Source organism: Pseudoxanthomonas sp. LjRoot206 (assembly GCF_056175725.1).
In genome coordinates this window covers 61308-87595 of the sequence record NZ_JBGFFI010000006.1, presented here as the reverse complement: position 1 = coordinate 87595, position 26288 = coordinate 61308, and the positions used below count along the sequence as shown (strand labels likewise).

Annotated in this window: 25 protein-coding genes; 4 read left to right on the top strand and 21 right to left on the bottom strand. The window is 65.5% G+C overall.

The features are described from left to right. Positions 1–15: 15 nt before the first annotated feature. From AC04MD_RS17960 to AC04MD_RS17950, 3 genes are all read right to left on the bottom strand, one after another. Positions 16–1203 carry a low temperature requirement protein A gene (locus tag AC04MD_RS17960; protein ID WP_475498632.1) on the bottom strand — a complete coding sequence of 396 codons (1188 nt, stop codon included), beginning with the start codon at positions 1201–1203 and terminating at the stop codon, positions 16–18. Positions 1204–1231: 28 nt separating this feature from the next. Beyond that, on the bottom strand, positions 1232–1483 hold the full coding sequence (locus AC04MD_RS17955) for a hypothetical protein (protein ID WP_475498631.1): 252 nt from the start codon (positions 1481–1483) through the stop codon (positions 1232–1234). Positions 1484–1585: 102 nt separating this feature from the next. Then, complete coding sequence (locus AC04MD_RS17950; protein WP_475498630.1) at positions 1586–2359, bottom strand: SDR family oxidoreductase; 774 nt, start codon at positions 2357–2359, stop codon at positions 1586–1588. Between the two features lie 217 nt (positions 2360–2576). Between AC04MD_RS17950 and AC04MD_RS17945 the strand changes: the two genes are divergently transcribed. Continuing rightward, on the top strand, positions 2577–3419 hold the full coding sequence (locus tag AC04MD_RS17945; protein WP_475498629.1) for a helix-turn-helix transcriptional regulator: 843 nt from the start codon (positions 2577–2579) through the stop codon (positions 3417–3419). Here the strand turns inward: AC04MD_RS17945 and moeB are convergent, their stop codons facing one another. From moeB to ndk, 9 genes are all read right to left on the bottom strand, one after another. Beyond that, positions 3420–4574 carry a molybdopterin-synthase adenylyltransferase MoeB gene (moeB, locus tag AC04MD_RS17940; protein WP_475498628.1) on the bottom strand — a complete coding sequence of 385 codons (1155 nt, stop codon included), beginning with the start codon at positions 4572–4574 and terminating at the stop codon, positions 3420–3422. It abuts the gene before it with no gap. Positions 4575–4592: 18 nt separating this feature from the next. Further along, positions 4593–5810, bottom strand: coding sequence for a molybdopterin molybdotransferase MoeA (locus tag AC04MD_RS17935; RefSeq protein ID WP_475498627.1), 1218 nt, complete (start codon positions 5808–5810; stop codon positions 4593–4595). After that, positions 5807–7207 carry a ribosome biogenesis GTPase Der gene (der, locus tag AC04MD_RS17930; protein WP_475498626.1) on the bottom strand — a complete coding sequence of 467 codons (1401 nt, stop codon included), beginning with the start codon at positions 7205–7207 and terminating at the stop codon, positions 5807–5809. The genes AC04MD_RS17935 and der overlap by 4 nt, the downstream gene beginning before the upstream one ends. Before the next feature lie 180 nt (positions 7208–7387). Next, positions 7388–8575, bottom strand: coding sequence for an outer membrane protein assembly factor BamB (bamB, locus tag AC04MD_RS17925; protein ID WP_475498625.1), 1188 nt, complete (start codon positions 8573–8575; stop codon positions 7388–7390). Beyond that, positions 8572–9207: a YfgM family protein gene (locus tag AC04MD_RS17920; RefSeq protein ID WP_475498624.1), complete on the bottom strand. Its 636-nt coding sequence runs from the start codon at positions 9205–9207 to the stop codon at positions 8572–8574. The genes bamB and AC04MD_RS17920 overlap by 4 nt, the downstream gene beginning before the upstream one ends. Before the next feature lie 62 nt (positions 9208–9269). Continuing rightward, on the bottom strand, positions 9270–10091 hold the full coding sequence (locus AC04MD_RS17915) for a helix-turn-helix domain-containing protein (RefSeq protein ID WP_475498623.1): 822 nt from the start codon (positions 10089–10091) through the stop codon (positions 9270–9272). Beyond that, complete coding sequence (gene pilW / locus AC04MD_RS17910; protein ID WP_475498811.1) at positions 10088–10819, bottom strand: type IV pilus biogenesis/stability protein PilW; 732 nt, start codon at positions 10817–10819, stop codon at positions 10088–10090. Before pilW ends, AC04MD_RS17915 begins: the two co-directional genes overlap by 4 nt. Before the next feature lie 79 nt (positions 10820–10898). Beyond that, a complete protein-coding gene (gene rlmN, locus AC04MD_RS17905; RefSeq protein WP_475498622.1) occupies positions 10899–12122 on the bottom strand; it encodes a dual-specificity RNA methyltransferase RlmN in 1224 nt (407 codons plus the stop codon). A gap of 10 nt (positions 12123–12132) precedes the next feature. After that, positions 12133–12558, bottom strand: coding sequence for a nucleoside-diphosphate kinase (gene ndk / locus AC04MD_RS17900; RefSeq protein WP_475498621.1), 426 nt, complete (start codon positions 12556–12558; stop codon positions 12133–12135). Positions 12559–12779: 221 nt separating this feature from the next. On the opposite strand from ndk, the gene AC04MD_RS17895 reads away from it, so the two are divergent. The 3 genes from AC04MD_RS17895 to AC04MD_RS17885 are packed head-to-tail and all read left to right on the top strand — an operon-like array spanning position 12780 to position 17037. Further along, complete coding sequence (locus AC04MD_RS17895) at positions 12780–13409, top strand: TetR/AcrR family transcriptional regulator (protein WP_475498620.1); 630 nt, start codon at positions 12780–12782, stop codon at positions 13407–13409. A 23-nt stretch (positions 13410–13432) separates the two neighbouring features. Further along, entirely contained in the window at positions 13433–15805 is a 2373-nt protein-coding gene (locus tag AC04MD_RS17890; protein ID WP_475498619.1) for a 3-hydroxyacyl-CoA dehydrogenase/enoyl-CoA hydratase family protein, read from the top strand. Positions 15806–15831: 26 nt separating this feature from the next. Continuing rightward, positions 15832–17037, top strand: coding sequence for an acetyl-CoA C-acyltransferase (locus AC04MD_RS17885; RefSeq protein WP_475498618.1), 1206 nt, complete (start codon positions 15832–15834; stop codon positions 17035–17037). 60 nt (positions 17038–17097) lie between these two features. Here the strand turns inward: AC04MD_RS17885 and AC04MD_RS17880 are convergent, their stop codons facing one another. From AC04MD_RS17880 to rpsA, 9 genes are all read right to left on the bottom strand, one after another. Then, positions 17098–17442, bottom strand: coding sequence for a tRNA-binding protein (locus AC04MD_RS17880; RefSeq protein ID WP_475498617.1), 345 nt, complete (start codon positions 17440–17442; stop codon positions 17098–17100). Further along, complete coding sequence (locus AC04MD_RS17875) at positions 17439–18731, bottom strand: NAD(P)/FAD-dependent oxidoreductase (protein ID WP_475498616.1); 1293 nt, start codon at positions 18729–18731, stop codon at positions 17439–17441. The genes AC04MD_RS17880 and AC04MD_RS17875 overlap by 4 nt, the downstream gene beginning before the upstream one ends. Positions 18732–18790: 59 nt before the next feature. Next, entirely contained in the window at positions 18791–19693 is a 903-nt protein-coding gene (gene galU / locus AC04MD_RS17870; RefSeq protein ID WP_475498615.1) for a UTP--glucose-1-phosphate uridylyltransferase GalU, read from the bottom strand. Further along, positions 19690–21603: a polysaccharide biosynthesis protein gene (locus AC04MD_RS17865; protein WP_475498614.1), complete on the bottom strand. Its 1914-nt coding sequence runs from the start codon at positions 21601–21603 to the stop codon at positions 19690–19692. The genes galU and AC04MD_RS17865 overlap by 4 nt, the downstream gene beginning before the upstream one ends. A gap of 18 nt (positions 21604–21621) precedes the next feature. Beyond that, the gene (locus AC04MD_RS17860; RefSeq protein ID WP_475498613.1) at positions 21622–22593 is read right to left on the bottom strand and encodes an MraY family glycosyltransferase; all 972 of its coding nucleotides are present in this window, start codon (positions 22591–22593) and stop codon (positions 21622–21624) included. Next, complete coding sequence (lapB, locus tag AC04MD_RS17855) at positions 22593–23771, bottom strand: lipopolysaccharide assembly protein LapB (protein ID WP_475498612.1); 1179 nt, start codon at positions 23769–23771, stop codon at positions 22593–22595. Before lapB ends, AC04MD_RS17860 begins: the two co-directional genes overlap by 1 nt. Positions 23772–23774: 3 nt before the next feature. Continuing rightward, the gene (locus tag AC04MD_RS17850) at positions 23775–24056 is read right to left on the bottom strand and encodes a lipopolysaccharide assembly protein LapA domain-containing protein (RefSeq protein ID WP_475498611.1); all 282 of its coding nucleotides are present in this window, start codon (positions 24054–24056) and stop codon (positions 23775–23777) included. Positions 24057–24130: 74 nt separating this feature from the next. Further along, a complete protein-coding gene (locus AC04MD_RS17845; protein ID WP_055944733.1) occupies positions 24131–24436 on the bottom strand; it encodes an integration host factor subunit beta in 306 nt (101 codons plus the stop codon). 97 nt (positions 24437–24533) lie between these two features. Then, positions 24534–26225 (bottom strand): 30S ribosomal protein S1, encoded by a 1692-nt coding sequence (rpsA, locus tag AC04MD_RS17840; RefSeq protein WP_475498609.1) that lies wholly within the window; start codon positions 26223–26225, stop codon positions 24534–24536. Between the last annotated feature and the right edge of the window lie 63 nt (positions 26226–26288).

Genomic DNA, 26288 nt, shown 5'->3' with positions numbered 1-26288 from the left:
CCTGCCTTGCCGCGCCTAACCGGGGGTATGCGCGTGCGCAACGCGGGCGTCGCGGCGCCGGTGGTACGCCGACCAGACCGTCACCAGCACCATCACCGCCGTGGTCAGCATGCCGGCGACCAGCAGGTTGACCCGTGGCAGCAGCGGCCACAGCGCGAGCAAGGCGCCCATGCCGATGGCATGCGACAGGGGAAAACGCTTGTAGACGACGCGTTTGAACAGCGCATTGCCCAGCAAGTAGACCAGCGGACCGCCCACCAGTACCGCGGCATACTTGGCCTGCACGGGATCCAGCGGATGCGCGACGACCAGATCGTCGGCGACCGCGCAGACGATGACGCCGGCGATCAGCAGCACATGGACGTAGTGGAAGTAGGAGCCCAGCCGGCCAGGATCGTCCGAATGCTCGATCTCGTGCGCCGCATCCCCGCTGGAGGTATCGAAGTACATCCACCACATGGCGACGCAGCCGACGAACGAAACGACGAACGCGGTCCACACCGCCAAGCCCGGATGTGCCGCATGCGCGAACGACGCACCCGTGGCCAGTACGGATTCGCCGAGCGCGATGATGACGAACAGCTGGCACCGCTCGGCCAGGTGGCCGCCATCGATGGTCCAGTCCGACGTCTGCGACCGCCCCAACCCGGGCACCGGGAAGCCCCCCATCGGCGACAGATACTCGCAGCCTACCGCCAGCAGCCAGAGCACGAGGCGTGTGCTTCCTTCATTCAGGCCGCCGGCGATCCACAGCGCGGCCGATACCAGCAACCAGCACAGCATCCGCAGGAAGTTGGGTGTCAGCACATGCCCCCGTCCGAGGCTGTACAGCACGAACAGTGTGCGCCCGACCTGGATGGCGGCGAAGCTGCAGGCGAACAGCAGCCCGCGCTCGCCGAAGGCCTCGGGGATCGCGGCCGACACCAGCAACGCCACGCCCATCAACACCATCAGCATGGTGCGGATAACCAGGTGTTCGGGATTGAACCAGTTGCTGACCCAGGCGGTGTACTGCCAGCCCAGCCAGACCGCGAACCACAGCGTCGCCGTCTGCAGCACGCCGAGCCATGTCAGGTGCTCCAACAAGTGGTGCGACAGCTGGGTGATGGCAAACACGTAGACCAGGTCGAAGAACAGCTCGACGTTGGCTACGCGGGCAGGCTGCCCTGCCGTGCGCAACAGCGGATGTGCGGGTGTCGTCACGTCGATGGCTCCAGAACGCTCGATGGATTCAGCGCCGTCCCGTCTTCCACGCGCACCACCAGGCTGCCACGACCGGCACCAAGTAGATCACGGCCTGGATCGGCAGCTCTTCCTGCAGCGAGTAACCGTGCGACATGCCCGTGCGCAGGTTCCACAGCACGGCCGCCAGCCAGCCTGCGCTGAAGACCATCGCCACGGGACGGCGCTTGTCCGGTCGAGCCAGCCACATCGCGATGCCCACCAGCAACAGGCCGACGACGATGAAGATCAAGGTACGCATGAAGGTATTCCTCTGCGGTGGTCATCCGGTGCCTCCCACGTTATCGCAAGGGGACGCCATACGACACGGGGCGGGCAACGCAATGCCACCCACCCCGCGCGATCACTTGGTCGTGTATCCGCCGTTGATCAGGATGGTCTGCCCGGTAATCCACCAGCCATCGCTGACCAGGTGGCGGATGAAGGGCACCACATCCTCGATGTCGGTCAGGCCCGTCTTGCTGTGGGGCGACAAGGCAGCGGCGGTCTTGTGGTAGGCGACCGCATCCGCCCCCTCGGCCGGGTAGAAGAACGAGGTATCCATGGGGCCGGGACCGATCGCGGTCACCGAAATGCCCCGTGCGCCGAACTCCTTGGCCGCCGCGCGGGTGAAGTGTTCGACCGGCGCCTTGGTGCCCGCGTAAGACGCATAGAACGGCGTGAACGCGCCGAGCAGCGAGGTGACCAGCGTGACCACCTTGCCGTTGTCGTTGACGTGCTTGCCGGCCTCTTTCAGGAAGAAGAAGGCGGTCTTGGCGTTGACCGCCGACATCTCGTCGTATTCGGTTTCCGAGATGTCGGTGATAGGTTTCTTCAGCACCTTGCCGACCGTGTTGATGGCGATGTCGGGACGGCCGACGGCCGCGATGGCATCGGCGAACAGTTGCTCGACCGCCGCCGCGCTGGTCAGGTCGCCCTGCAGTGCGACGGCCTTCGCCCCGGCGGCCTGGATCGCGGCGACGGTCGCCTCGGCGTCGGCCCGGCTGGCGGCGCTGTTGTAGTGGATGGCGACGGCCGCAGCACCCTGCTGCGCGAGGTCGCGGGCGATCAGCCCGCCGAGGTTTTTGGCGCCGCCGGCGATGAGGGCGACTTTGCCGCGGATGGAATGATCGGTCATGGGAACGCTCCTGGCAGGGGGAAGGGCGCCCGCCGATGACGTTGCGGTGGGCAGCGCGGCGAGGCGCGTCTAAGATGCGATGGAAGCGTTCCGGCCGGCTTTCACGATGTCCCTTCCGCTATCAAATTCTCCGGCGTCAACTCACATTGAAGATCCGGGTGCGCTGGCCACGCCTGCGGAGGATCCGGCAGCGGCTTTTCCTGTACCGCAGTACCGCGTGCTTGCGCAGGCGCACTGGTCCGGCGTGGAACTGCTGCTGTGCCGGGAAGACATTCGCCAGCGCACGCTGTGGGCCATCGACGAGCCGCGCCACACGGTCATCGTCCATCTCGGCGGCACCATGCGCGAGCTGGATACCGAGATCGACGGTGTCGGCGCCACCCATGTCCCGCCCTCTCCCGGCGACATCTGGCTGGTGCCGGCGGGAAAGCGCTACGCCAGCCAGGCGACGGGACAGGTCATCACCTACGCCGAGCTGCGCGTCTCACCGATGGCGGATGTCGACGTGGGCCCGGACCGCCGTATCCCGATCGAAGGACTGATGCCGAGGCTGGGGCACCGCGACGAGTTCCTCCACTACAGCGTCGCGCGGCTGGGTCGCCTCAGCCAACAGGACGACGACGTGTCGGCGATGATGGCCGAGCGGCTGCAGCTGCTGCTGCGCCAGCACCTGTACGACGGCTACCGCCTGCCCGTCGCACCGTCGACGGGGTCAGCGTCGCTCGCACCCCGTACCGCACGGCAGCTCAGCGATTACATCGAGAACGCCCTGGGCCAGCGCATCGCATTGGCCGATCTGGCCACGCTTGCCGGCATCAGCGTGCACCAGTTGCTGATCGCGTTCCGCCGCACCTTCGGCACCACGCCCGCGCAGTACATCCTGGCGCAGCGGTTGCGCCGTGCGCGCTGGTACCTGCTCAACCGCAACGACGACATCACCGACATCGCCCTCGCCTGCGGCTTCGCCAGCCACAGCCACCTGAGCGCGGCATTCAAGCGCGACACCGGCATCACCCCTCGGCAGTTCCGCGAGGGATTGCGTGTGCGCGCGATCTATTGATCAGGTCGCGCGGCAGAACGCCGCGTAGTCGATGTAACCGGGAAACGGCCGCCCGGCAGCACAGACCGGACAGTCCGGATCGTGGCGCAGGCGCGTTTCGCGAAAGCGCATGGCCAGCGCGTCGAAATGCAGCAAGCGACCGGCGAGCGTCTCGCCGGTACCGAGCAGCAGCTTGATGACTTCGGTGGCCTGCAGCAGCCCGATCACCCCGGGCAGCACGCCGAGCACACCGGCCTCGGCGCAGTTGGGCGCGAACTCCGGCGGTGGCGGTTCCGGGAACAGGCAGCGATAGCACGGCAGGTCGCCACGATGCCGGCCGGCGTCGAACACGCTCACCTGGCCTTCGAAACGTTGCACGGCGCCGTACACCAGCGGCTTGCCCAGCTTCACGCAGGCATCGTTGAGCAGGTAACGGGCCGGGAAGTTGTCCGCGCCGTCCAAGACCACGTCCACGCCCTTCAGCAGGCGCTCCACGTTGTCGGATGTGACGCGCTCCGCCACGGCCTCCACCTGCGTGCGCGGATTGAGCGCCGCCAGCGTCGCCTGCGCCGACGCAACCTTCGGTTCACCGATGCGGGCTTCGGTATGCAGGATCTGGCGCTGCAGGTTGCTGCGGTCGACGATATCGTCGTCCGCGATGCGCAGCTGCCCCACCCCGGCCGCCGCCAGGTAGAACGCAGCAGGCGACCCCAGTCCGCCCGCGCCGATCATCAGCACCCGCGACTGCTGCAGGCGCTGTTGGCCGGTGACGCCCACTTCAGGCAGCAGCAGATGGCGCGAATAGCGTTCGTTGAAGTCGCGGGCATCGGCGGACATCGCCGGCACGACCACCGGATGCCGCTCGTCGATCCAGCGCGAGGTTCCGCCCGCGACGGAGGCCAGGCGGCGGTAGCCGGCCGCTTCCAGCACGCGGGCGCTCTCCATCGACCGGCCACCCTTCTGGCAGATCAGCACGATGCTGGCATCGGGGTCCGGCAGATACGCCGCAGGATCACGCTCGAGGGCGGCCTTGGCGATACCGCGTGCGCCTTCCGCCTGCCCACTGGCGCGCTCGTGGTCCTCGCGGACATCGATGAACACACTGCCCTGCGCGAGCAGCGCAGCGACGTCACGGGGATCGATTTCGCGGATGGCCATGCGGCGATTATCGCGCAACTCGTGATGCGGTCAGGCTCAGCAGCCGATCACGTCGACGACATCGCCTGCACGGTAGTCGCGGACGCCCTCGGGCAGCACGATCAGCGCATTGCTGTCGGCGGCGGCCCGCAGCTGGTGCGAGGCATCGGCTACATTCGGCATGACCTGCAACCGGCCGTCGGGTGTGCCATCCAGCCGGCCACGCAGGAATTCCAGGCGTTCGTGCTTCTTGCTCCAGGGCGCACCGAGCACGGCCTTCCATTGCAGCCTTGGCTCACGGCGGCGCTGCAGTCCGTCCAGCAGTTCGCGTCCCAGCGTCAGGAACGTGGCCAACACCGATACCGGGTTGCCGGGGAGACCCAGGAACAAGGCACGATCCATCTCGCCGAACAGCACCGGCATGCCGGGCTTCATCCGCACCTTCCAGAAGTGGATGCGGCCATGGTCGGCCAGCAGGCCGGGCAGATGGTCCTTCTCGCCCGCCGAGACGCCGCCACAGGTGATGACCACGTCGAAGGCCGCCGCAGCGTCGGTCAGCATCATCGTCATGCGCTCGGGATCGTCCGGCAGGGTCGGCCATGCGGTCGGCTCCAGGCCTTCCGCACGCAGCAGCCCCATCAGCAGGTCGCGGTTGCTGTTGTAGATCTGGCCGGGTGCCAGCGGCAGTCCAGGCTCCACCAGCTCGTCGCCGGTGGTGAAGACAGCGACGGTCGGGCGCTGGGTGACGGCCAGCGACGCGATACCCAACGCCGCGGCGAGTGATACACGGGCAGGCGTCAGGCACTGTCCCGCCTCCAGCACCCGGACGCCTGCGGCGACGTCCTCGCCACTGCGACGGATGTCCGCGCCGGGCGCAATGCCTCCCGGCACCCGGACGACGCCACTTTCCTCGAGGCAATCCTCCTTGATGGCGACGGTGTCGGTGCCACGTGGCAACGGCGCACCGGTGGTGATGCGAACGCACTCGCCCACGTGCACCTCCCGGTCCTGCAACAGGCCGGCGAACTGCTCGCCCACCAAGCGCAAGGCGGTCGCCTCGCCCGATGCGAGACTGGCGTGCGCGAATGCGAAGCCGTCCATGCGGCTGTTGTCGAACGGCGGCAGTGCGATCGGCGAGACGATGTTCTCGGCCAGCACACGCCCGCTGGCACGCGTAACCGGTACGCGTTCGGCCTTCAACATGCGGTTGTCGGCGACCTCGCGGACGATCTCCGCGGCGGCGGTGAAATCGATGCGGGTCGGGTAACCCGTCACTTGCCGCGCTTGACGTGCCGGATCAGGCGGCGCTTCTTTGCGATCTGCTTCTCGGTCAGCACGTTCTTCTTGCCTTCGTAGGGATTGGCGCCCTCGCGGAAGATGAAACGCACCGGCGTGCCCACCAGCTTGAAGCGCTTGCGGAAGAAATTCTCGAGGTAGCGCTTGTACGACTCCGGCAATACTTTCAGACGCGTGCCGTGGACGATGAAGGTCGGCGGATTGGCGCCGCCCGGATGCACGTAGCGCAGCTTGGAGACGTGGCCGCGGATGCTCGGCGGCGGATTGGTCTCATAGGCGATCTCGAGCGCCTTGTTAACCTCGCTGGTGCCGAACTCCTTGGTCGCCGACGCATGAGCGCGATGGATCGCCTTGAACAGTTCGCGCAGGCCCGAGCCATGCAGCGCGGAAATGCGCACGACCTCGGCCCATTCGACGAAGCCCAGCTTGCGGGCCAGCAAGGCTTCGGCCTGTTCCCGCTGGTAGGCGGTCAGCCCGTCCCACTTGTTGATCGCCACCACCAGCGCACGACCGGCATCGAGCACGGCGCCCAGCACGCTGGCGTCCTGGTCGGTGACGCCTTCGGTGGCGTCGAGCAGCAGCACCGCCACCTGGCATTGCTCGATGGCCTGCAGCGTCTTGACCACGCTGAACTTCTCGACCGCTTCTTCCACCTTGCCCTTGCGGCGCAGGCCGGCGGTGTCGATCAGGCGGTACTGGCGGCCATCGCGCTCCATGTCCACGGCGATGGAATCGCGCGTGGTGCCGGGCACCTCGGACGCGATCATGCGTTCTTCGCCCAGCAGGCGGTTCACCAGCGTGGACTTGCCCACGTTGGGCCGGCCGACGAAGGCCACGCGCATGCGATTGGGATCGTTGTCCAGGCCGGCGGTGGCGCCTTCCTCGGGCAAGCGCTGGTGGACTTCCTCCAGCAGGTCGTCGATGCCCTGCCGGTGCGAGGCCGAGATGGTGATGACGTCGGCGAAGCCATAACGCGCGAAATCCGCGATCGCCGTGGTTTCGTTGATGCCGTCGATCTTGTTGATGACCAGCAGCGTGGGACGCGCGGTCTTGCGCAGCCAGGCGAGGATCTCGTCGTCCAGCGCGGACGCGCCTTCGCGGCCGTCCACGATGAACAGCACCAGGTCCGCTTCCTCGGCGGCCGCACGCGCCTGGCGCGCCGTCGCGCCGGCAAGTCCTTCCTCTTCGCCGGCGATGCCACCGGTGTCGACCACCAGGAACGGATCTTCCTCGTCCAGGCGGCAGACGCCGTAGTTGCGGTCACGGGTCACGCCAGGCTGGTCGTGGACCAAGGCGTCGCGACTGCGGGTGAGCGCATTGAACAGGGTGGATTTGCCGACGTTGGGACGGCCCACCAGGGCGACGAGGGGCAGCATGCAGGAGGCAACCGTAAAGAAAGAGGTCGCCGGAGGCTCGCCGCCACGCGGGTGGCGCGACAGCTCCGGTCGGTCAAGGGGTCGCCATGGTAGCGGAATACGCCCTCTTCCGCGAAAAAGGGCCGCAATGCGGCCCTTTCCGGGAGCGAAGAGAAGCGGCTGGGCCGCTCCTCCCGCGGATCACTTGAAGCCGAACGCGGTCAGCCCGCCTTCCACGTCCTGCACCAGCAGGATGCCGTCGGCCACGACCGGCTTGCCGCGGATGGCCTTGCCACCGACGCGCGCACGCGCGGCGACTTCGCCGTTGTCGGTCTTCAGCCAGTGCAGGTAGCCGTCGAAGTCGCCCACGACCGCATAGTCACCGTGGATGGTCGGCGCCGTCAGTGAGCGACGGGCCAGCGTGGTGTTCGACCACAGCGCGCTGCCGCTGTACTTGTCCAGCCCCCAGACCGTGCCGGCCGGGTCGGACACGACGACGGCGCTGCTGGTCACGCCCAGCCCACCGCTGCCCCCGTTATCGCGCGTCCACAGCGGACGGCCGGACGGGCCTTCGAGCGCGACGGTTTCCTTCTTGAAGCTGGTGGCATAGAGGGTCGTTCCCTCCAGCACCGGGGCGCCATCGACGTCGGCCATGCGTTCCAGCTCGCTGCGGCCTTCTCCGATGCCGACGGCCTGCGTCCACATCGGGCGCCCGTCTGCGCCGCCCAGCGCGGTGACGGTACCGTCGTCGCTGGCCACGAACACCACGCCCGGCCCCGTCACCACCGGCGCATTGCCACGCACGGTCAGACTGGGGAGTTCGTTGTTCCAGAACCAGCGACGCTCGCCATTCTCCGTCGACAACGCGGTGATACGGCCGTCGTTGGTACGGACATAGACCATGTCCTGGCCGATGGCCGGCGCGGCAATGACCTCGTTCGGCACCTTGGCCTGCCACTTCTCGGCACCCGTGGCCGCATCCAGCGCGATGACTTTGCCATCGAGCGAACCCACCACCACCAGGCCCTGCCCGGCACCCGGACCACCGGACAGGCGCAGATCGGACTTGTACTGCCACACCTGCTTGCCGGTTTGCAGGTCGAAGGCGCGCACACCGCCCTCCACGGCGGCAGCGTAGACGCGGCCGTCCTCGACCACCGGCACCTGCTGCAGGCCGAGACGCTTTTCGCCCTTGCCGGCGTTGGCGCTCCACAGCTTGGAGACCGTCGCCGTCGGCGTGAAGTCGACGAGCTCGGCCGGATCGACCGGCTTCTCGCCTTCCTTGTCCTTGCCGGAGAACCAGCCCTTCACGGTGCTGCAGCCGCCGAGCGCCGCAACCAGCACGGTCGCCGCGACGAGGCGCACGACCGGACTCATGGCGCGCGTCATGCCGCACCCCCGGTCTTCGGCGGCGTGCCACCGGCATCGATCAGCTTCAATTCCACCAGTCGTCGCTGCGGAGATACCGCATCCAGCGTCGTCAGCGCGCGGGTGTAGGCGTCCTGCGCCTCTTTGGACTTGCCGGTCGCCAGCAGCGCATCGCCGCGGACTTCCAGGCTGGAGGCATCATCGGCCTTCTCGAGCAGCTTCAGCGCCTCGTCGTGCTTGCCCGTCTCGATCAAGAGTCGGGCAAGCCGCAGATTCACCAGCGGGCGCAGGGTGTCGTCGGGGGTCAGCGTACGCAGCGTGGCGATCGCGGCATCGCGCTCGCCGGCCTGGATCTGCGCCTTGGCCAATTGAAGGCCGGCAACGTCGGCATAAAGCTCGTCTTCCTTGACCAGCGCGTCGACCGCGCCCTGAGTCTGCTTCAGGTCGCCCTTCGCAAGACCTTCGACGGCCGTCTGGTAGCCTTGGTATGCCTGCTCTTTCTTGCCGGCCTGGTCCTTTTGCCACCACTGCCAGCCGAGAATCACGGCTAGTCCCAGGACCACGCCTCCCAGCAGGCCGGCACCGTTGTTCCTCAGCCAGCTGCGGACACGTTCGCTTTGTTCGTGCTCGTCGAGCAGATCATCAATCGCCATGCGCTCTCTTGCCCCGTCTCATAGCGGGGTCTCGGTCTAGGTTGGACAAACCCGCACGCGGGTCAGTCAACGACCGGCGCCAGGGAACCCTCAGAGGATACCGTAAAGCGTGCGACGTTCGCTCGCTGGTACGGCGCCAGATCCACCGTACTCCCCGCTTGCTGAACCTCGACCGCCGTCGCATCGCCCAGTTTGATGCGACCGACTTCGCCCTGTGCGTAACGACGCTCGTCGCCGGCGCGTAGAAGTCCCTGCTCGACCTTGCGGCCATCGGGAGCGCTTACTTCGACCCAACTGTCGCCCTTGAAGGAGAGCAGCAGCCAAGGGGCCGACGCGCGCGGCAAGGGCGCCATCGATGCCACATAGGGGGCCGCAGGCGGGCGGGCAGTCGCGCGCGCCGGAGTATTCACCGCGTCTTGGGCGGCCACGGGCGCGTCAGGCACGGTATCCAGCGATGCGGTAGCGGCCTCCCGCGGGGCGCTGGAGGACGGACGAAGCGCCATCCATACCGGCGTGACGATCACCAGCGTCAGCACCACATAGACCGCGCGCCGCTTGAAGCTCTCGAAGAAATACTGGAAGCGCGGTGTATGGCTGTGGCTGACCAGATCCGCAGGCCTGGCGACGACGGCATCCGCCTGCTGCAGGAACGGCTCGACGTCCACCTTCAACAGGCGACCATAGCTGCGCACTTGTCCGCGCACGAAGACCGCGCCGCCGGACTGGTCCCACTGCCCTGCTTCCAGGGCCTGCAGCACCCTGGCGGGCATCTTCAGCCGCTGACTGACGTCCTGCACCGAAAGACCGGCCTGCTCACGTGCCGATCTCAACGCCGCGCCGCACCCCTGCGGCGGGGACACATCCCCGACTACCGACTGCATCATGGCCCTGCATTTCCCCCGGTTGTGACGTCCTGCGCGTCGGGGAACTCCGCCCGAATGCGCTGAACATATCGACTGGCAGCGGCCTTGTCGCCGAGTCTTTCTTCAATCTGTGATGCGAGTTTCAACACGCCGACACTGGCCGGCGAGGCCGCCAGGCGGCGCTCGACGAACGCGCGGGCGGACATGTACTGCTGTTGGTCGAACTCAAGCTGGGCCATGGCTTCCAGTGCCACCGCATTGGCGGGCTCGATCGCCAGCGCCTGGCGAAGGTCGCGCGCGGCGCGTTCCTTCTGGCCGGACTTGAGTGCGCAGCTACCGGCATTCGCCATGGCCGCTCCTGGCGTGTCATAACCCGGCGCCTGAATCGCGCGGTCGAACCAGACCAGCGACTCCGCTGCGAATCCGTTCGCGCACAGCCACGTGCCGTAATTGTTCTGGGTCGCGCCCATAGCGGGTGCCAGCTCGGCGGCACGCCGATAGGACTCGCCGGCCCTGTCGCGACGACCCTGGCTGTCTTCGATCACCGCCAACATGGTGAGCGCGTCGACGGACGTAGGATCGAGTTTGAGCGCCGATCGCGCTTCCTTCTCCGCAAGCGCGAGCTCGCCAGCCTGAAGCCGCTGCAGTGAACGGGCCAGGATCGTCTGCACGCCCTGCCTCCGCTTCACTTCAGGACTGTCCTTTACCGTGTAGTCGGAGACTTGTTCCTGCCCTTCCAGCTGCCCCATCTTGCCTTTGGGACGCACGAAGGTGAGGCGGCTGCAGGCGGTCGCCAGCAGGAGGGGAATCAGCAGCAGGCAGAGCGCCTTAAGCCGCATCGTCGATGCCCTGTTCCTGCAATTGCCGCCGGAACTCGGCCTGACGACGGGTACGGTCCATCACCTGCCCCTTCAACTGACCGCAGGCGGCATCGATATCGTCACCGCGCGTGCGGCGGACCATCGTCAGCACCTGCGAATCCAGCAGCAGTTTCTGGAAAGCACGGATGTCTTCCTCCGGCGCACGCTCGTAGCGGGTCCCCGGGAAAGGATTGAACGGAATCAGGTTGACCTTGCCGGCATCCTTGAGCTGCGCGGCATTGCTGAACTTGCGCATCAGCTGTGCCAGCTGACGAGCATGCTCCGGCTGGTCGTTGACGCCCTTCATCAGCGTGTACTCGAACGTCACCGAGTCGCGCTTCTTGTTCGCACGCAGGTAGCGCACGCAGGACGCCATCAGCTCGGCGATCGGATACTTCTTGTTGAGCGGCACGAGTTGCTCACGCAGCGCGTCGTTGGGCGCGTGCAGCGACACCGCAAGCGACACATCCGTCTCGGTGGACAGGCGATCGATCATCGGCACCAGCCCGGACGTCGACAGCGTGACGCGCTTGCTGGCCAACCCGTAGCCCAGGTCGTCGCGCATGATGTTCATCGCGCGCACGACGTTGTCGAAATTCAGCAGCGGCTCGCCCATGCCCATCATCACCACATTGGTGAGACGGCGGTTCTGCGCGGGCACGTTGCCCAGGTGGCGCGCCGTCACCCACACCTGACCGATGATCTCGGCCGTGGTCAGGTTACGGTTGAAGCCCTGCGTGGCAGTCGAGCAGAAGGTGCAGTTCAGGCCGCAACCGACCTGCGAGGACACACACAACGTGCCGCGGTTCTTGTCGGGAATATAGACGGTCTCGACGGCGTTCTTGCCGTCCACGCCCATGCCGAGCAGCCACTTGTGGGTGCCGTCATTCGATGGCTTGTCGAACACGACCTGAGGCACGACGACTTCCGCATGTTCCTGCAGCTTGGTGCGCAGGTTCTTGCCGAGATCGGTCATTTCGCCGAAGTCGGTGACGTAGCGATGATGGATCCACTTCATCACCTGGTGCGCGCGGAACTTCTGTTCGCCGAGTTTTTCGACGAAGAACCGTTCCAGCCCTTCGCGGTCCAGGTCCATCAGGTTCTGCTTCGCAGACACGGACGCGCCGACAGCCACGGACGGTGCGTCCGTGGCCAGCTTCAACTCGATCGGCGGCAGTTCGTGGCTGCTCATCAGATATCGCTCAGCGCGAGAACACTTCGGTCGCAGCGAAGAAATACGCGATTTCGATGTTCGCGTTCTCGACCGAATCCGAGCCGTGGGCGGCATTGGCGTCGATGGAATCGGCGAAGTCGGCGCGGATCGTACCCGGCGCAGCATCCTTCGGATTCGTGGCACCGAGGATCTCGCGATGCTTCAGCACGGCGTTCTCACCTTCCAGGACCTGCACGGCCACCGGGCCGGAGATCATGAACTCGACCAGCGCGTTGAAGAACGGACGCTCGCGGTGCACGGCGTAGAAACCTTCCGCCTCACGACGCGACAGGTGCTTCATCTTCGAGGCGACGATCTTCAGGCCGTTCTTTTCAAAGCGCGCATAGATTTCGCCGATGACGTTCTTGGCAACGGCATCGGGCTTGACGATCGACAGGGTGCGCTCCAGCGCCATGGGGATTCTCTCCGTTGGGCGGGCCACTACGGCCCAAGGTTAACATGAAAAACCCGCGTCGAAACGCGGGCTTAGACTAGAAAGCGTAGCGAGATTCTAACGTATCCAACGGAAGTGTGCAGCCAGCCTCGGACAGATTTGCTGCTTCGCAACATGACACTCCGCCCTCACCGGGCAGACAATGAGTCAAACAAGCGTTTGATTCAGTCCCGGAGGGAATCATGGGCAACACCACGCATTTCTCCACCAAGGAGCGGATCCTGGGGGCGGCCGAAGAGCTGTTCGCCCAGCACGGGTTCGCCGGCACGTCGCTGCGACAGGTCACCAGCCGGGCGGACGTCAATATCGCCGCCGTCAACTACCACTTCGGCAGCAAGGAAAACCTGGTCAACGAGGTGTTCCGCCGCCGTATGGACGACATGACAGCCGCCCGCCTCTCCCTGCTTGGGAAGGCACTGACGGAGCGGCCGGGCGAACTGGAACCGATCCTGGCGGCCTTCGTCGAACCCGCCCTGGCGCTGGCCCAGGACCGGCATGGCGGCGGCGCTTTCGTCCGGGTCATCGCCCGCGCCTATGCGGAGAAGAACGATGGCCTGCGCAAGTTCCTGTCCGACCACTATGGCCACGTGCTGCGAGAATTCGGCAAGGCCATCGCCGCCTGCGTACCGGGTCTGAGCAAGGAAGAGCTCTACTGGCGGCTCGACTTCTTCTCGGGCGCACTGACCTACGCCATGGCCGACTTTGGCCTGATCAAGCGCCCCACGGGTGTCACGGAAGCGGCGCACCGTGAGCGTGCCGCCCGTGAACTCATCCGCTTCGCCGAGGCCGGCCTGCGCGCCGACCGCACCTAACCCCTGTAATCCAAGGAAATCCCATGTCCAACCCCCTGCTAGTTCGCAAGGCGGCCGTGCTGGGCGCCGGCGTGATGGGCGCACAGATCGCCGCGCACCTGACCAACGCCGGCGTCGACACTGTCCTGTTCGACCTGCCCGCCAAGGATGGCCATCCCGACGGCATCGTCCACAAGGCCATCGCCAACCTGGCCAAGCTGAGCCCTGCCCCGCTGGCCAGCAAGTCCCTGGCCGACGCGATCACACCCGCCAACTACGAGACCGGCCTGGAGCACCTGAAGGGCTGCGACCTGATCATCGAAGCCATCGCGGAACGGATGGACTGGAAGCAGGACCTGTACAAGAAGATCGCCCCGTTCGTGGCCGACCATGCCGTGCTCGCCAGCAACACGTCCGGCTTGGGAATCAACACGTTGGCGGAAGTTCTTCCGGAACAGCTTCGCCACCGCTTCTGCGGCGTGCACTTCTTCAACCCGCCGCGCTACATGCACCTGGCCGAGCTCATCCCCGCCAGGTCCACCGATGCCTCAGTGCTGGAAGGTCTGGAAACCTTCCTGACCAGCACGCTCGGCAAGGGCGTGGTCTACGCCAAGGACACCCCCAACTTCATCGGCAACCGCATCGGCGTGTTCTCGATCCTGGCCACCGCCCACCACACGGGTGAGTACAAGCTGGGTTTCGACGAGGTGGACGCCATCACCGGCCCACTGATCGGCCGGCCGAAGTCGGCGACCTACCGCACCTCGGACGTGGTCGGCCTGGACACCATGGCCCACGTCATCAAGACCATGGCCGACACCCTGCCCGACGATCCGTGGCATGGCTATTTCAAATCGCCGAAGTGGCTGGAGGCGCTGATCGCCAAGGGTGCGCTGGGCCAGAAGACCGGTGCCGGCATCTTCCGCAAGGTCGGCAAGGACATCGTGGTCCTCGATCTGGAGAAGCAGGACTATCGCGCCTCCGACCGGGCCGCAGCCCCGGAGGTGGTCGAAATTCTGAAGATCAGGAATCCGGCCGAGAAGTTCGCCAAGTTGCGCGAGAGCCAGCATCCGCAGGCGCAGTTCCTGTGGGCGGTGTTCCGCGACCTGTTCCACTACAGCGCCTACCACCTGGCCGACATCGCCGAGACCGCGCGCGACGTGGACCTGGCCATCCGCTGGGGCTACGGCTGGAGCCTCGGTCCGTTCGAGACCTGGCAGGCTGCCGGCTGGAAGCAGGTGGCGCAGTGGATCGCCGACGACATCGTGGCCGGCAAGGCCATGAGCAGCGCACCGCTGCCGAACTGGGTGTTCGACGGCCGCGAAGGCGTGCACGGCGCCGAAGGCAGCTACAGCCCGGGCAAGAACGCCAAGCTGCCGCGCTCGTCGCTGCCCGTCTACAAGCGCCAGCGCTTCCCCGATCCGCTGCTGGGCGAAGTCTTCCCGCAAGGTGAAACGGTTTTCGAGAACGACGGCGTGCGCCTGTGGACCGACGGCGACGGCATCGGCGTGGTCAGTTTCAAGACCAAGATGCATACCGTCTCCGACGCGGTCCTGGACGGCCTGCAGCAGGCCATCACCATCGCCGAGCAGAAGTTCAAGGGCCTCGTGATCTGGCAGCCGAAGGAGCCGTTCTCCGCCGGTGCGGATCTGGCCGGCGCGCTGGGTGCACTGCAGGCGGGCAAGATCGCCGAGTTCGAAGCGATGGTCGCCAACTTCCAGGCCACCAGCCAGCGCATCAAGTACTCGCTGGTGCCGGTCGTGGCAGCGGTGCGCGGGCTGGCGCTGGGCGGCGGCTGCGAGTTCCAGATGCACAGTGCACGCACCGTCGCGCACCTGGAAAGCTATATCGGCCTGGTCGAGGCCGGCGTGGGCCTGTTGCCGGCCGGTGGCGGCCTCAAGGAAATCGCCGTACGCGCGTCGCAGGCCGCCGGCCCCGGCGGCGACGTGTTCGCCGAGTTGAAGAAGACGTTCGAGACCGTGGCGATGGCCAAGGTGTCCGCTTCCGCCGTCGAAGCCAAGGAACTGGGCCTCGTGCGCGCCGGCGACAAGGTCGCCTTCAACGCCTACGAACTGTTGCACATCGCCAAGCAGGAAGCGCTGGCGCTGGCCGAGACGGGCTACCGTCCGCCCCTGCCCGCTCGCCGCATCCAGGTGGCCGGCGACGTCGGCATCGCGACCTTCAAGATGATGCTGGTGAACATGCTGGAAGGCCGCTTCATCAGCCCGTACGACTACGAGATCGCGGTGCGCATCGCCACCGTGCTGTGCGGTGGCGAAGTCGATCGCGGCGCAGTGGTCGACGAGGAGTGGCTGCTGAAACTGGAACGCAAGCATTTCGTCGAACTGGCCCAGCAGGAAAAGACCCAGGCGCGCATCGCGCACATGCTGAAGACCGGCAAGCCGCTGCGTAACTGACCGACGACGACACAGGATATCCAGACATGAGCAAGCAAGTACAAGAAGCCTATATCGTCGCCGCCACCCGCACGCCGGTCGGCAAGGCGCCCAAGGGCGTGTTCCGCAACACCCGCCCGGACGACATGCTGGCGCACGTGCTGAAGTCGGTCGTGGCGCAGGCGCCGGGCATCGACCTCAACCGCATCGATGACGCCATCATCGGCTGCGCGATGCCCGAGGGCGAGCAAGGCATGAACGTGGCGCGCATCGGCCTGCTGCTGGCCGGCCTGCCGAACACCATCGCCGCACAGACCATCAACCGCTTCTGCTCGTCCGGCCTCCAGGCCGTGGCGATGGCCGCGGACCAGATCCGCTTGGGCAACGCCGACCTGATGCTGGCCGGCGGCACCGAGAGCATGAGCATGGTGCCGATGATGGGCAACAAGATCGCTATGGCGCCGAGCGTCTTCGACAACGATCACGTCGCCATCGCCTACGGCATGGGCATCACCGCCGAAAAAGTTGCCGAGGAGTGGAAGATCTCACGCGAGGACCAGGACGCCTTCGCGGTCGCCTCGCACCAGAAGGCGCTGGCCGCCCAAGCCGCCGGTGAATTCAAGGACGAGATCAGCCCGTACGAGGTCGTCTCACGTCAGCCCGATCTCGCTGGCAATACCGTGCGGCTGAAGAAGCTGCTGGTCGAACAGGACGAAGGCCCCCGTGCCGACACGTCGCTGGAAGGGCTCGCCAAGCTGCGCACCGTGTTCCGCAACCCGCAGTTCGGCGGTACGGTCACTGCGGGCACGTCCTCGCAGATGAGCGACGGTGCGGCCGGCGTGCTGCTGGCCTCGGAGCAGGCGATTAAGGACTACGGCCTGACACCGCTGGCCCGCTTCGTCAGCTTCTCGGTCGCTGGCGTGCGCCCGGAAGTGATGGGGATCGGCCCGATCGCCGCGATCCCGAAAGCCTTGAAGCAGGCCGGCCTGACTAAGGACCAGTTGGACTGGATCGAGCTCAACGAAGCCTTTGCCGCGCAGGCGCTGGCGGTAATCCGCGACAGCGAGCTCGATGCGTCCAAGATCAATCCGCTGGGCGGCGCCATCGCCCTCGGCCACCCACTCGGCGCGACCGGCGCGATCCGCACCGCCACCATCGTCCACGGCATGCGTCGTCGCCAGCAGAAGTACGGTATGGTGACGATGTGCATCGGCACCGGCATGGGCGCCGCGGGCATCTTCGAATCGCTGTAAGCGGGTCGCTTGCCGAGATGAAAGAGAAATGGCGCGTATGGCGCCATTTCTTTGGGAACGTCAGGCCATGCGCGTGCCGTCGGGTACGGGCCGCTCTATCGTCGTCACCACGACGCCACCGTCGGTGTGGAATCCGGTCAGCAGGAATTCCGAGACGAACGGACCCACCTGCTTAGGCGGGAAATTAATGACGCCGACGACCTGCCTTCCGACCAGGTCCTCGGGTGCGTACAGCGACTTCACCTGCGCGCTGGTCTTCTTCACACCATGCGGACCGAAGTCGACCCAGAGCTTCCACGCAGGCTTGCGCGCCTCCGGAAACGGTTCGACTCGCAGCACGGTGCCCGCGCACAGCTGCACCCGCATGAAGTCGTCCCACGCGATCACGCCCATGGCTCCGCTCATGTCCGCTCCTCCCCTTCCGTTCTTGCCTTCCAGGCATCCTTGGCTTCCGCCCACCAGTAACTGAGCTGGGCGCCCAGAAATCCTGCCGGCTTCATTGCCGACACCAGGCCATAGGCGCCGAACTCGCGCCAACGTTCGTCGCCTTCCGCAATGGCAGAGGCGACGACCTCGCCCGCCAGCGTCGTCGGCGCCACACCGTGGCCGCCGAACGCCTGCGCCACCCAGAGCCCGGGCTCAACCTGCCCGATTTGCGGCATCTCGTGCCGGGCGTAACTCATGAGACCGGACCAGGCGAAGTCGATACCCACACCCTCCAGCTGCGGAAAAACCTTCAGCATGTCGCGGTACAACAGGCGCCTCACCGCCTGCGGCGAGCGGTCCAGGATGGAAATACGGCCGCCCCAGAGCAACCTGGAATCCGGCAGCGGCCGGTAGTAGTCGAAAGCGAAGCGGGTGTCGTAGACCGCAGCGCGGGTGCGCATCGCTTCATCCATCCGGGCGCCGAGCGGCTCGGTGACCATCACGTAGGTCGCGATCGGCAGCACACCTGCATCAACGCGCCGGTGCAGACCCGCCAGGTAGCCACCACAGGCGAGTACGACCTGTGGCGCGTCGACGCTTCCCGACGGCGTCGTAACACGCCAGCCCTGACCTATGCGGGCCAGCGAAACCGCAGGCGAATGCGCGAACAGAGAAACGCCCTGCGAGCCCGCGACCCGCGTCAGGCCTTTCGCGTACTTCAACGGATGAAAGTGGAACGCACTCGGTTCGTACAAGGCGTCGTGATAGCGCGCCGTACGCAGTTGGAGACGGACGTCTTCGCGATCCACCCATCGCCAGTCCTGTCCGAAGGTGTCGGAGAGCAGCGTTTGGCGTCGCCTGAGCACCTCACGATCGCGGAACCAGTTCGCCCACAGGATGCCGGCCTGCGTGTCGTCGCACCCGATGGCATGCCGCACGATCCGGCTGCGGATCAGTTCCACGGACTGCGTCGTTCCGGTGTACAGGGCTCTCGCGCGTGCCGGCCCCAGATCCCGCAGTAGGCAGGACTCGCCACGCGAAAAGCCGCCAAACACGAATCCGCCATTGCGGCCGGATGCTCCGAAGGCCGGCGTATCCGCCTCCAGCAAAACGACATCGCGAACTCCGCGCTCCGCCAGGCCCAGGGCCGTATTCAATCCCGCGAAACCGCCACCGACGATGCAAACGGACGCATCGACCTTCGACGAAAGCGACGGCAACGTATCGCCGCTGCCCGCCGTCTCGACGTAGTAGTTGCGCGACGACATGCGCATCGCTCGCTATCCCCGCGCCATGGGCATACAGACAAGCGACGGTAGGGAAACCGTCAGCCGAGATCCTGCACGCCGAGTTCGTTCAATGCGCTCTGCATCATGCCGCGCGCGGCATCGCTCAGCTTCTCGTGATCGAGCGCGTAGCGGATCGTCGCTTCGATCAAACCGATATGAGTACCGCAGTCGAAGCGCGTGCCCTGGAAGCGGTATGCGTAAACCGGCTTCTCCGAAAGCAGCGCCGCGATCGCGTCGGTCAACTGGATCTCGCCGCCGGCGCCGGACGTGGTGCTCTCCAGCAACGAGAAGATGCGTGAATCCAGCACGTAGCGACCCACCACGGCCAGCGTGCTCGGCGCCACCTCGGGTTTCGGCTTCTCCACGATGGCGCTGATGCGCCCCTCACGACCCGAAAAGGCCTCGGTCGCCACGATGCCGTAGCTGCCGGTTTGCTCTGCCGGCACATCCTGGACGGCGATGACGCTGCCGCCACTTGCTTCGGCAGCGTCGGCCATCTGCTTGAGCGCACCGGGGCCGCGGTTCCAGATCAGGTCATCCGGCAGCAGAACGGCGAAGGGCTCGTTGCCCACGATGGGTTTGGCACAGAGCACGGCATGCCCCAGGCCGAGTGCTTCGGCCTGAGTGACGAACACGGCACGCACGTGGGGTGGCAATACGTTACGCACTAGCTCCAGCTGTTCGGCCTTGCCCGCGCGCTCGAGTTTCTGCTCGAGTTCGTAGGCCTTGTCGAAGTAGTCGGCCACCGCGTGTTTGTAACGGTTGGTAACGAAGATCAGGGTGTCGCATCCAGCCTCGACGGCCTCGTCCACCGCGTACTGGATCAGCGGCCGATCAATGATCGGCAGCATTTCCTTCGGCACCGTCTTGGTCGCCGGAAGGAAGCGGGTGCCAAGCCCCGCCACAGGAAATACGGCCTTACGGATTCTTGCCTGCGTCATCGGATCCTGCGTGCATCACGACCTGGGAATACCACGATATTAGCCGACGCTTCGTCAAGACCGTTTGACAGCGGGGCGAATTCGGGCACCGCCACCTTGAGTACTTCCCCCAATTCGGCGGTGTCATAACGCGCATGGGCCGCGCGCAAGCGCTGCAAGGCGAGTTCCAGGAACTCTGGCGACACGTCGCGCGCCAAAGCCTTCATGATCTTTGAATGCGAAGTGGGCTGATAGCGTTCGTCCGCGTGGAACAGCGTTTCGTGCAGCTTCTCACCCGGCCGCAGCCCGGTGTACACAATCGCGATATCGCGCCCCGGTTGCTTGCCGGCCAAACGGATCATCTGCTCGGCCAACATGCGGATCGGAACCGGATCGCCCATGTCAAGTGTGTAGATTGAGGCATGGGCGGCGCCCGATGCTGCCTGCAGGATCAGCTGGCATGCCTCGGGAATGGTCATGAAGTAGCGGGTCACGTCCGGATCCGTCACCGTCACCGGCCCGCCCTTGCGGATCTGTTCGCGGAACAACGGCACGACACTGCCCGCCGAGTCCAGCACATTGCCGAAGCGCACGGTCACGTAACGCGTACCGAAACGTGCATCGTCCAATGACTGGCAGGCCATTTCCGCCAGACGCTTAGTCGCGCCCAGCACGTTGACCGGATCGACGGCCTTATCCGTCGAAATCAGTACGAATGTGCCCACGCCTGCTTCTCGGCAGGCGCGTGCGACCGTCTCCGTCGCCAACACATTGTTGCCGACAGCCTCCCGCAGATGGCTTTCCAGCAACGGCACCTGCTTGTAGGCCGCCGCATGGAAGACGGCATCAGGCTCGGCCACGCGCATCGCGTGGGCAATGACGGCGGGGTCGCCGCAATTGCCAAGGACGGGGAGCACCTCAAGATCGGGAAACGCACGTCGCAGGTCCCCTTGGATCGTGATCAGGGCCAGTTCGTCTATCTCGACCAGGGCAATTCGCTGTGCTCCGTGGCGCGCGCATTGCCTGCAAAGCTCCGAGCCGATCGAACCACCCGCGCCCGTCACCATGACCGTGCGGCCACCCAGCCAGCCGCGAATGAGCTTCCAGTCGGGAGTGACCGACTTTCTGCCCAGCAGGTCTTCGATAGCCACCTCTTTCAGGTCGCCCGGCATGGATTGCCCTTCGAGGACATTGACCAGGCGTGGCACCATTCGGAACGGGAGGCCAGTGCTCTCACAGATCGCGACGACCCGCTGCATGGCGGGCGCATCGAGCGAAGGCATGGCAATCACCAGCATGCGTGCGGCGGTCTCCCGAGCAACGGCGGCGGCATTCTCAAGGCCTCCGAGCACGGGGATCCCGAGCAACTTCGATCCATGCAGCCGAGAAGCGTCGTCGAGGAACGCAACCGGGTGATAAACGCCGGTCCGCCGAAGCTCGCGTACCAGTGCCTCACCCGCGCGGCCGGCGCCTAGGATCAGGACCCGTGACGCACTGTCGCTGCTGCGGTGAACCTGGCTGTCTTTCCACGCGCGATATGCGAGCCGGGGTAAACCCAGGAAGCCCACCAGCGCGAACGGATAGAAGCCCAATACAGCCCGTGGGGTGGAGCCGAACCGGTTGTAGAAGAACAGGCCGAGAACCACGCCCAGAAATCCGAGCGCGCACGCCTTGACGATGTTCCACAGGTCAGGAAGGCTGGCAAACCGCCAAAGGCCGCGGTAAAGACCCATCCACCAGAACACCGCCCCCTGCGCCAGCAGGACGACTGCGATCTCGTTGGACCAGAGCGGAAACTCCGGCTGCTGGGGAAGCATGGCGTAGCGAAGGCGATGCAGGACCTGCCAGCACCCCCATACCATCGCCAGATCGTGGATCGCCACCAGGGCGCGGGGAATGAACCCGCTCAGACGGTCCCGCCAGGATTCCATCAGTTCCCTCTCCAAGTACTAGCCGCGCCATCCTCGGCGCAATAAAACCCACAGCGCTCCACCCACCCCGTAAAGCGCAACCACTGCGCAGGCTGCAGCCGAGAACGTCGCCGGTGCCCACACACAGTTTAACAATAAGCCAACACCGCCGAATGCTATGTAAATCACTGTTACCAACGTATGTCCAACGCGCCGCGCTGCAACTTGATAGAGGTGGCCCACATGGGGCGTCCACCATCGCTCACCACGCAGCATGCGCCCGGCAAGCGTGAAGCCGGCGTCGACGAGGAACACCCAGAGCGGGACCAGGAGCAAGGGGGCTCTGTCCTCGGGCAACTGGATAAGGCCCGCCGCCAGCAGGGCCGCCAGTACGTATCCCAGCGCTCCGCTGCCGACATCCCCGAGGAAAATACGGGCGCGCGGGAAATTGAAAGGCAGAAACCCCACGCATCCCGCCAATAGCGCCAGCGCCAGCCAATGCCACTCGCCGGTCAGCAACGCGGCGTAACCGAGCGCGGCCAGCGCGGCTTGGCCGGAAGCCAAGCCGTTGATCCCGTCCATGAAGTTCCAGACGTTAACCAGCACCATGGCGGCCCCGAAGGCGAGCAGCGCCGGTAACCACTGGCCGCTTTCCCACCCCGCACCTGCAGCCAGAGCCAACGCTGCGACACCCTGGACTACCAGGCGCAGCCACGGCGACAGGGGCTTGTGGTCGTCCCACCAGCCGATACCCGCCACGATCAGGAGTCCAGGCAGGAAGCCCAGCCACAACGCCCCCCCTGAAGCATGTCGTGTCGACAGATATAGACCTGCTAGCAGCACCACCAGCACGATGGCGATCCCGCCGCCACGCGGTGTCGCCACCGCATGGCTGCGCCGATCGCCCGGCTGATCCACGAGATTGCTGCGCAGCGCATAGCGCCGCGCGATCCAGGTCGCTACCGCGGCGCTCGCAGCAAGCAACCCCACCCATGCATACACAGCGGGCATCACACCACCGCGTAGTTCAGCAGAGGCTTTACGGTCCCCCACTCCTTACAGCTCGGGCACTGCCAATGGTGCGTGCGGGCACCGAAGCCACAGCGCGTGCAGCGGTAGCTGGGATTCCGGACCAGCAACTGGTCAGTAATGTGCTTGAGATCGTGCAGCGTGGCGGCAGGATCCGCGCCTTCGGCGAGTGTCAGGTCGATCAAAGAAGCCTCGCCTCTGACCGACGGACGATCCTTCAACTGCCGGGCCAGGTAAGCACGTGCAGCAGCCACGCCATCCTGGCGCTCAACCAGCTTGGTCAGCGCCAACACTGGAGCAATGCCGCGATAGTGCTCGCACATCTCGGACAGGAAGGCGCGCGCGCCTGACAGATCACCCACCTGGTCATAACTGGCCAGCAGGCTGGGCAACACCTCGGGGAGATAGTCGGGATCGTGCCGCGCGGCACGTTCGAAGGCACGTACGGCGGCTTCGGCACTGCCGGCATCCGCCTCGATGCGCCCTTCGATGATGCCCGCGCGCACACTGCCCGCATCCGCCTGATACGCGCGAGCCACCGCCGCTCGCGCTTCTTCGGTGTTGTTCGCCGTACGATGGCGTTCGGCGAGTTCGCATTCGAACTGCGCCACCAATTTTCCCATCGGCTCGGCCGTCACCTCTTCATAGCGACGGGCATTGTCGATCGCCTTTTCCCAATCGCGTTCCGCCTGGTAGATGCCGATCAGGTGCTTGAGCGCCTGGGGCGCACGCTGGTCGATCTGGGCAAGATCGGTGAAGACCGTTTCCGCACGATCGAGAAGCCCCGATCGCATGTAGTCCTCGCCCAGGGCGAGCAGCGCCTGGACACGCTGTGCATCGCTAAGGTCGGCGCGCTGGACCAAACCTTGGTGAAGGCGTATCGCACGATCCACTTCCCCGCGACGTCGGAACAGATGCCCCAAGGCGACCTGAGTCTCAAAGGTTTCCTTGTCCAGCTCCGCGATATGCAGGAACAGCTCGATCGCCTTGTCCGGCTGCTCATTGAGCAGGTAGTTCAAGCCACGGAAGTAGGTGCTCGACAACCGGCTGACTTGCGTGTCGCCGTGTCGCTGTCCACCGCGGCGGCCGATGATCCAGCCACTGAGTGCTGCCAGCGGCAGGAACAGGAAAAACCAGAACCACTCGGTCAGGAACGCCATGGCTCAGAGACCACCGTCGACGGTGGAACTGCCGGCGCTGGCCGTCGACGCCGCCGCGCGGTTCGCCTTGCGCAGTTTCGCGTACAGGGGCCATACCAGTGTGGCGACCACGATCAACCCACCCACCACCACGCCCAGCAGCAGCGACAGCATGATGCCGACGCCGGATGAGGTCTGGAATTCGGTGAACAGCAGCTTCAACGTGATCGGCTGCGTATTGAGCACGCCGATGATGAGTCCGTAGGCCAGGAACAGCAGTGCGACGACCAGGCGGAACATGTTCATCAGGCGACTCCTTGCAGGACGGCGCCTAGCTTAACGGACTCGACGCGGAACGACACGCGCCGGAGCGGGCGGGATTACTCCCCGCTTTCCTCGATGGGCGTGACGTCGCTGACGCGTTCGCGCAGCTCCTTGCCCGGCTTGAAATGGGGGACATGCTTGGCCGGCAGCGCGACAGACTCGCCGGTCTTCGGATTGCGACCCATGCGCGGCGGGCGGTAGTGCAGCGAGAAGCTGCCGAAGCCGCGGATCTCGATGCGATCGCCTTGCGAAAGAGCGCCGCCCATCATTTCCAGCAATGCCTTGACGGCCAGATCCACGTCCTCTGCCTTGAGGTGCGGCTGGCGGCGGCTGAGGATCTCGATGAGTTCGGATTTGGTCATCGCGTGCGGAATTCGGGCGGATGTACCCGCACCGGCCCGGGGTTTCCGGGCCGGTGGGGAACGTTACTGCGGGTGATACTGCAACGGCGCGAGCCGCTTACTCGGACTTGCCACCGTCCAGCTGTGCACGCAGCAGCGCGCCCAGGCTGGTGGTACCGGTGGACGCTTCGGCGGCCGACTTGTTGTACTCGGCCAGCGCCTCGGCGGTCTCGGCCTCGTCCTTCGCCTTGATCGACAGCTGCAGCGTGCGGCCCTTGCGGTCCATACCGATGAACTTGGCTTCGACCTTGTCGCCGATCTTCAGGTGCTGGCTGGCATCGTCCACGCGGTCGTAGCTGATGTCGCGGGCCATCACGTAGCCTTCAATGCCGTCGGCCAGTTCGACCGTGGCGCCCTTGGCGTCCACTTCCTTCACCGTGCCTTCGACCTTCGAGCCCTTCGGGTGCGCCGCCATGTACTGGCCGAACGGATCCTGCTCCAGCTGCTTCACGCCCAGGCTGATGCGCTCGCGCTCCGGGTCCACGGCCAGCACCACGGCTTCCAGCGTGTCGCCCTTCTTGAAGTTGCGCACGATGTCTTCGCCGGTGGTGTTCCAGCTGATGTCGGACAGGTGGATCAGGCCGTCGATGCCGCCGTCCAGGCCGATGAAGATGCCGAAATCGGTGATCGACTTGATCTGGCCGGACACCTTGTCGTTCTTCTTGTGGGTGGCCGCGAAGGTTTCCCACGGATTGGCGGCGACCTGCTTCATGCCCAGCGAGATGCGGCGACGCTCTTCGTCCACGTCCAGCACCATGACTTCGACTTCATCGCCAACCTGGACAACCTTGGACGGGTTGACGTTCTTGTTGGTCCAATCCATCTCGGACACGTGCACCAGGCCTTCGACGCCCGGCTCGATCTCGACGAACGCGCCGTAATCGGTGACGTTGGAGACCTTGCCGAACACGCGGCTGTTGGCCGGGTAACGGCGGGCGATGTTGTCCCACGGATCCTCGCCCAGCTGCTTCAGGCCCAGCGAGACACGGTTGCGCTCACGGTCGTACTTCAGCACGCGGACATCCAGCTCCTGGCCGACTTCCACGACTTCGGACGGATGGCGCACGCGCTTCCAGGCCATGTCGGTGATGTGCAGCAGGCCATCGATGCCGCCCAGGTCGACGAACGCGCCGTAGTCGGTGAGGTTCTTGACCACACCCTTCAACACCACGCCTTCCTGCAGCTTGTCCATCAGCTGCTCGCGCTCTTCCGAATGCTCGCTCTCGACCACCGCACGGCGGGAAACGACCACATTGTTGCGCTTGCGATCCAGCTTGATGAGCTTGAACTCGAGCTCCTTGCCTTCCAGGTAACCCGGGTCGCGCACGGGGCGCACGTCGACCAGCGAGCCCGGCAGGAATGCGCGGACGTCCTTGATGTCGACGGTGAAACCACCCTTGACCTTGCCGCTGATGCGGCCGGTGATGGTCTCGTTCTTCTCGAGCGCCTGCTCCAGCTCGTCCCACACCATGGCGCGCTTGGCCTTCTCGCGCGAGAGGACGGTTTCGCCAAAGCCGTTCTCGATCGAGTCGAGGGCCACCTTCACTTCGTCGCCCACGCCCACGTCGATTTCGCCGGCGTCGTTCCGGAACTGTTCGATCGGCACGATGCCTTCGGACTTCAGGCCGGCGTTGATCACCACGACGTCGTTGCGGACTTCCACGACGACGCCGGTGACGATGGCGCCCGGCTTCAGCTTGGCCAGTTGGGTCTGGCTCTGTTCAAACAGTTCGGCAAATGATTCGGTCATTGAAAAATACTCGGTTGATGACACAGACCGGCGCACGTGAATGCGGACGGTCCACCCGTTGTC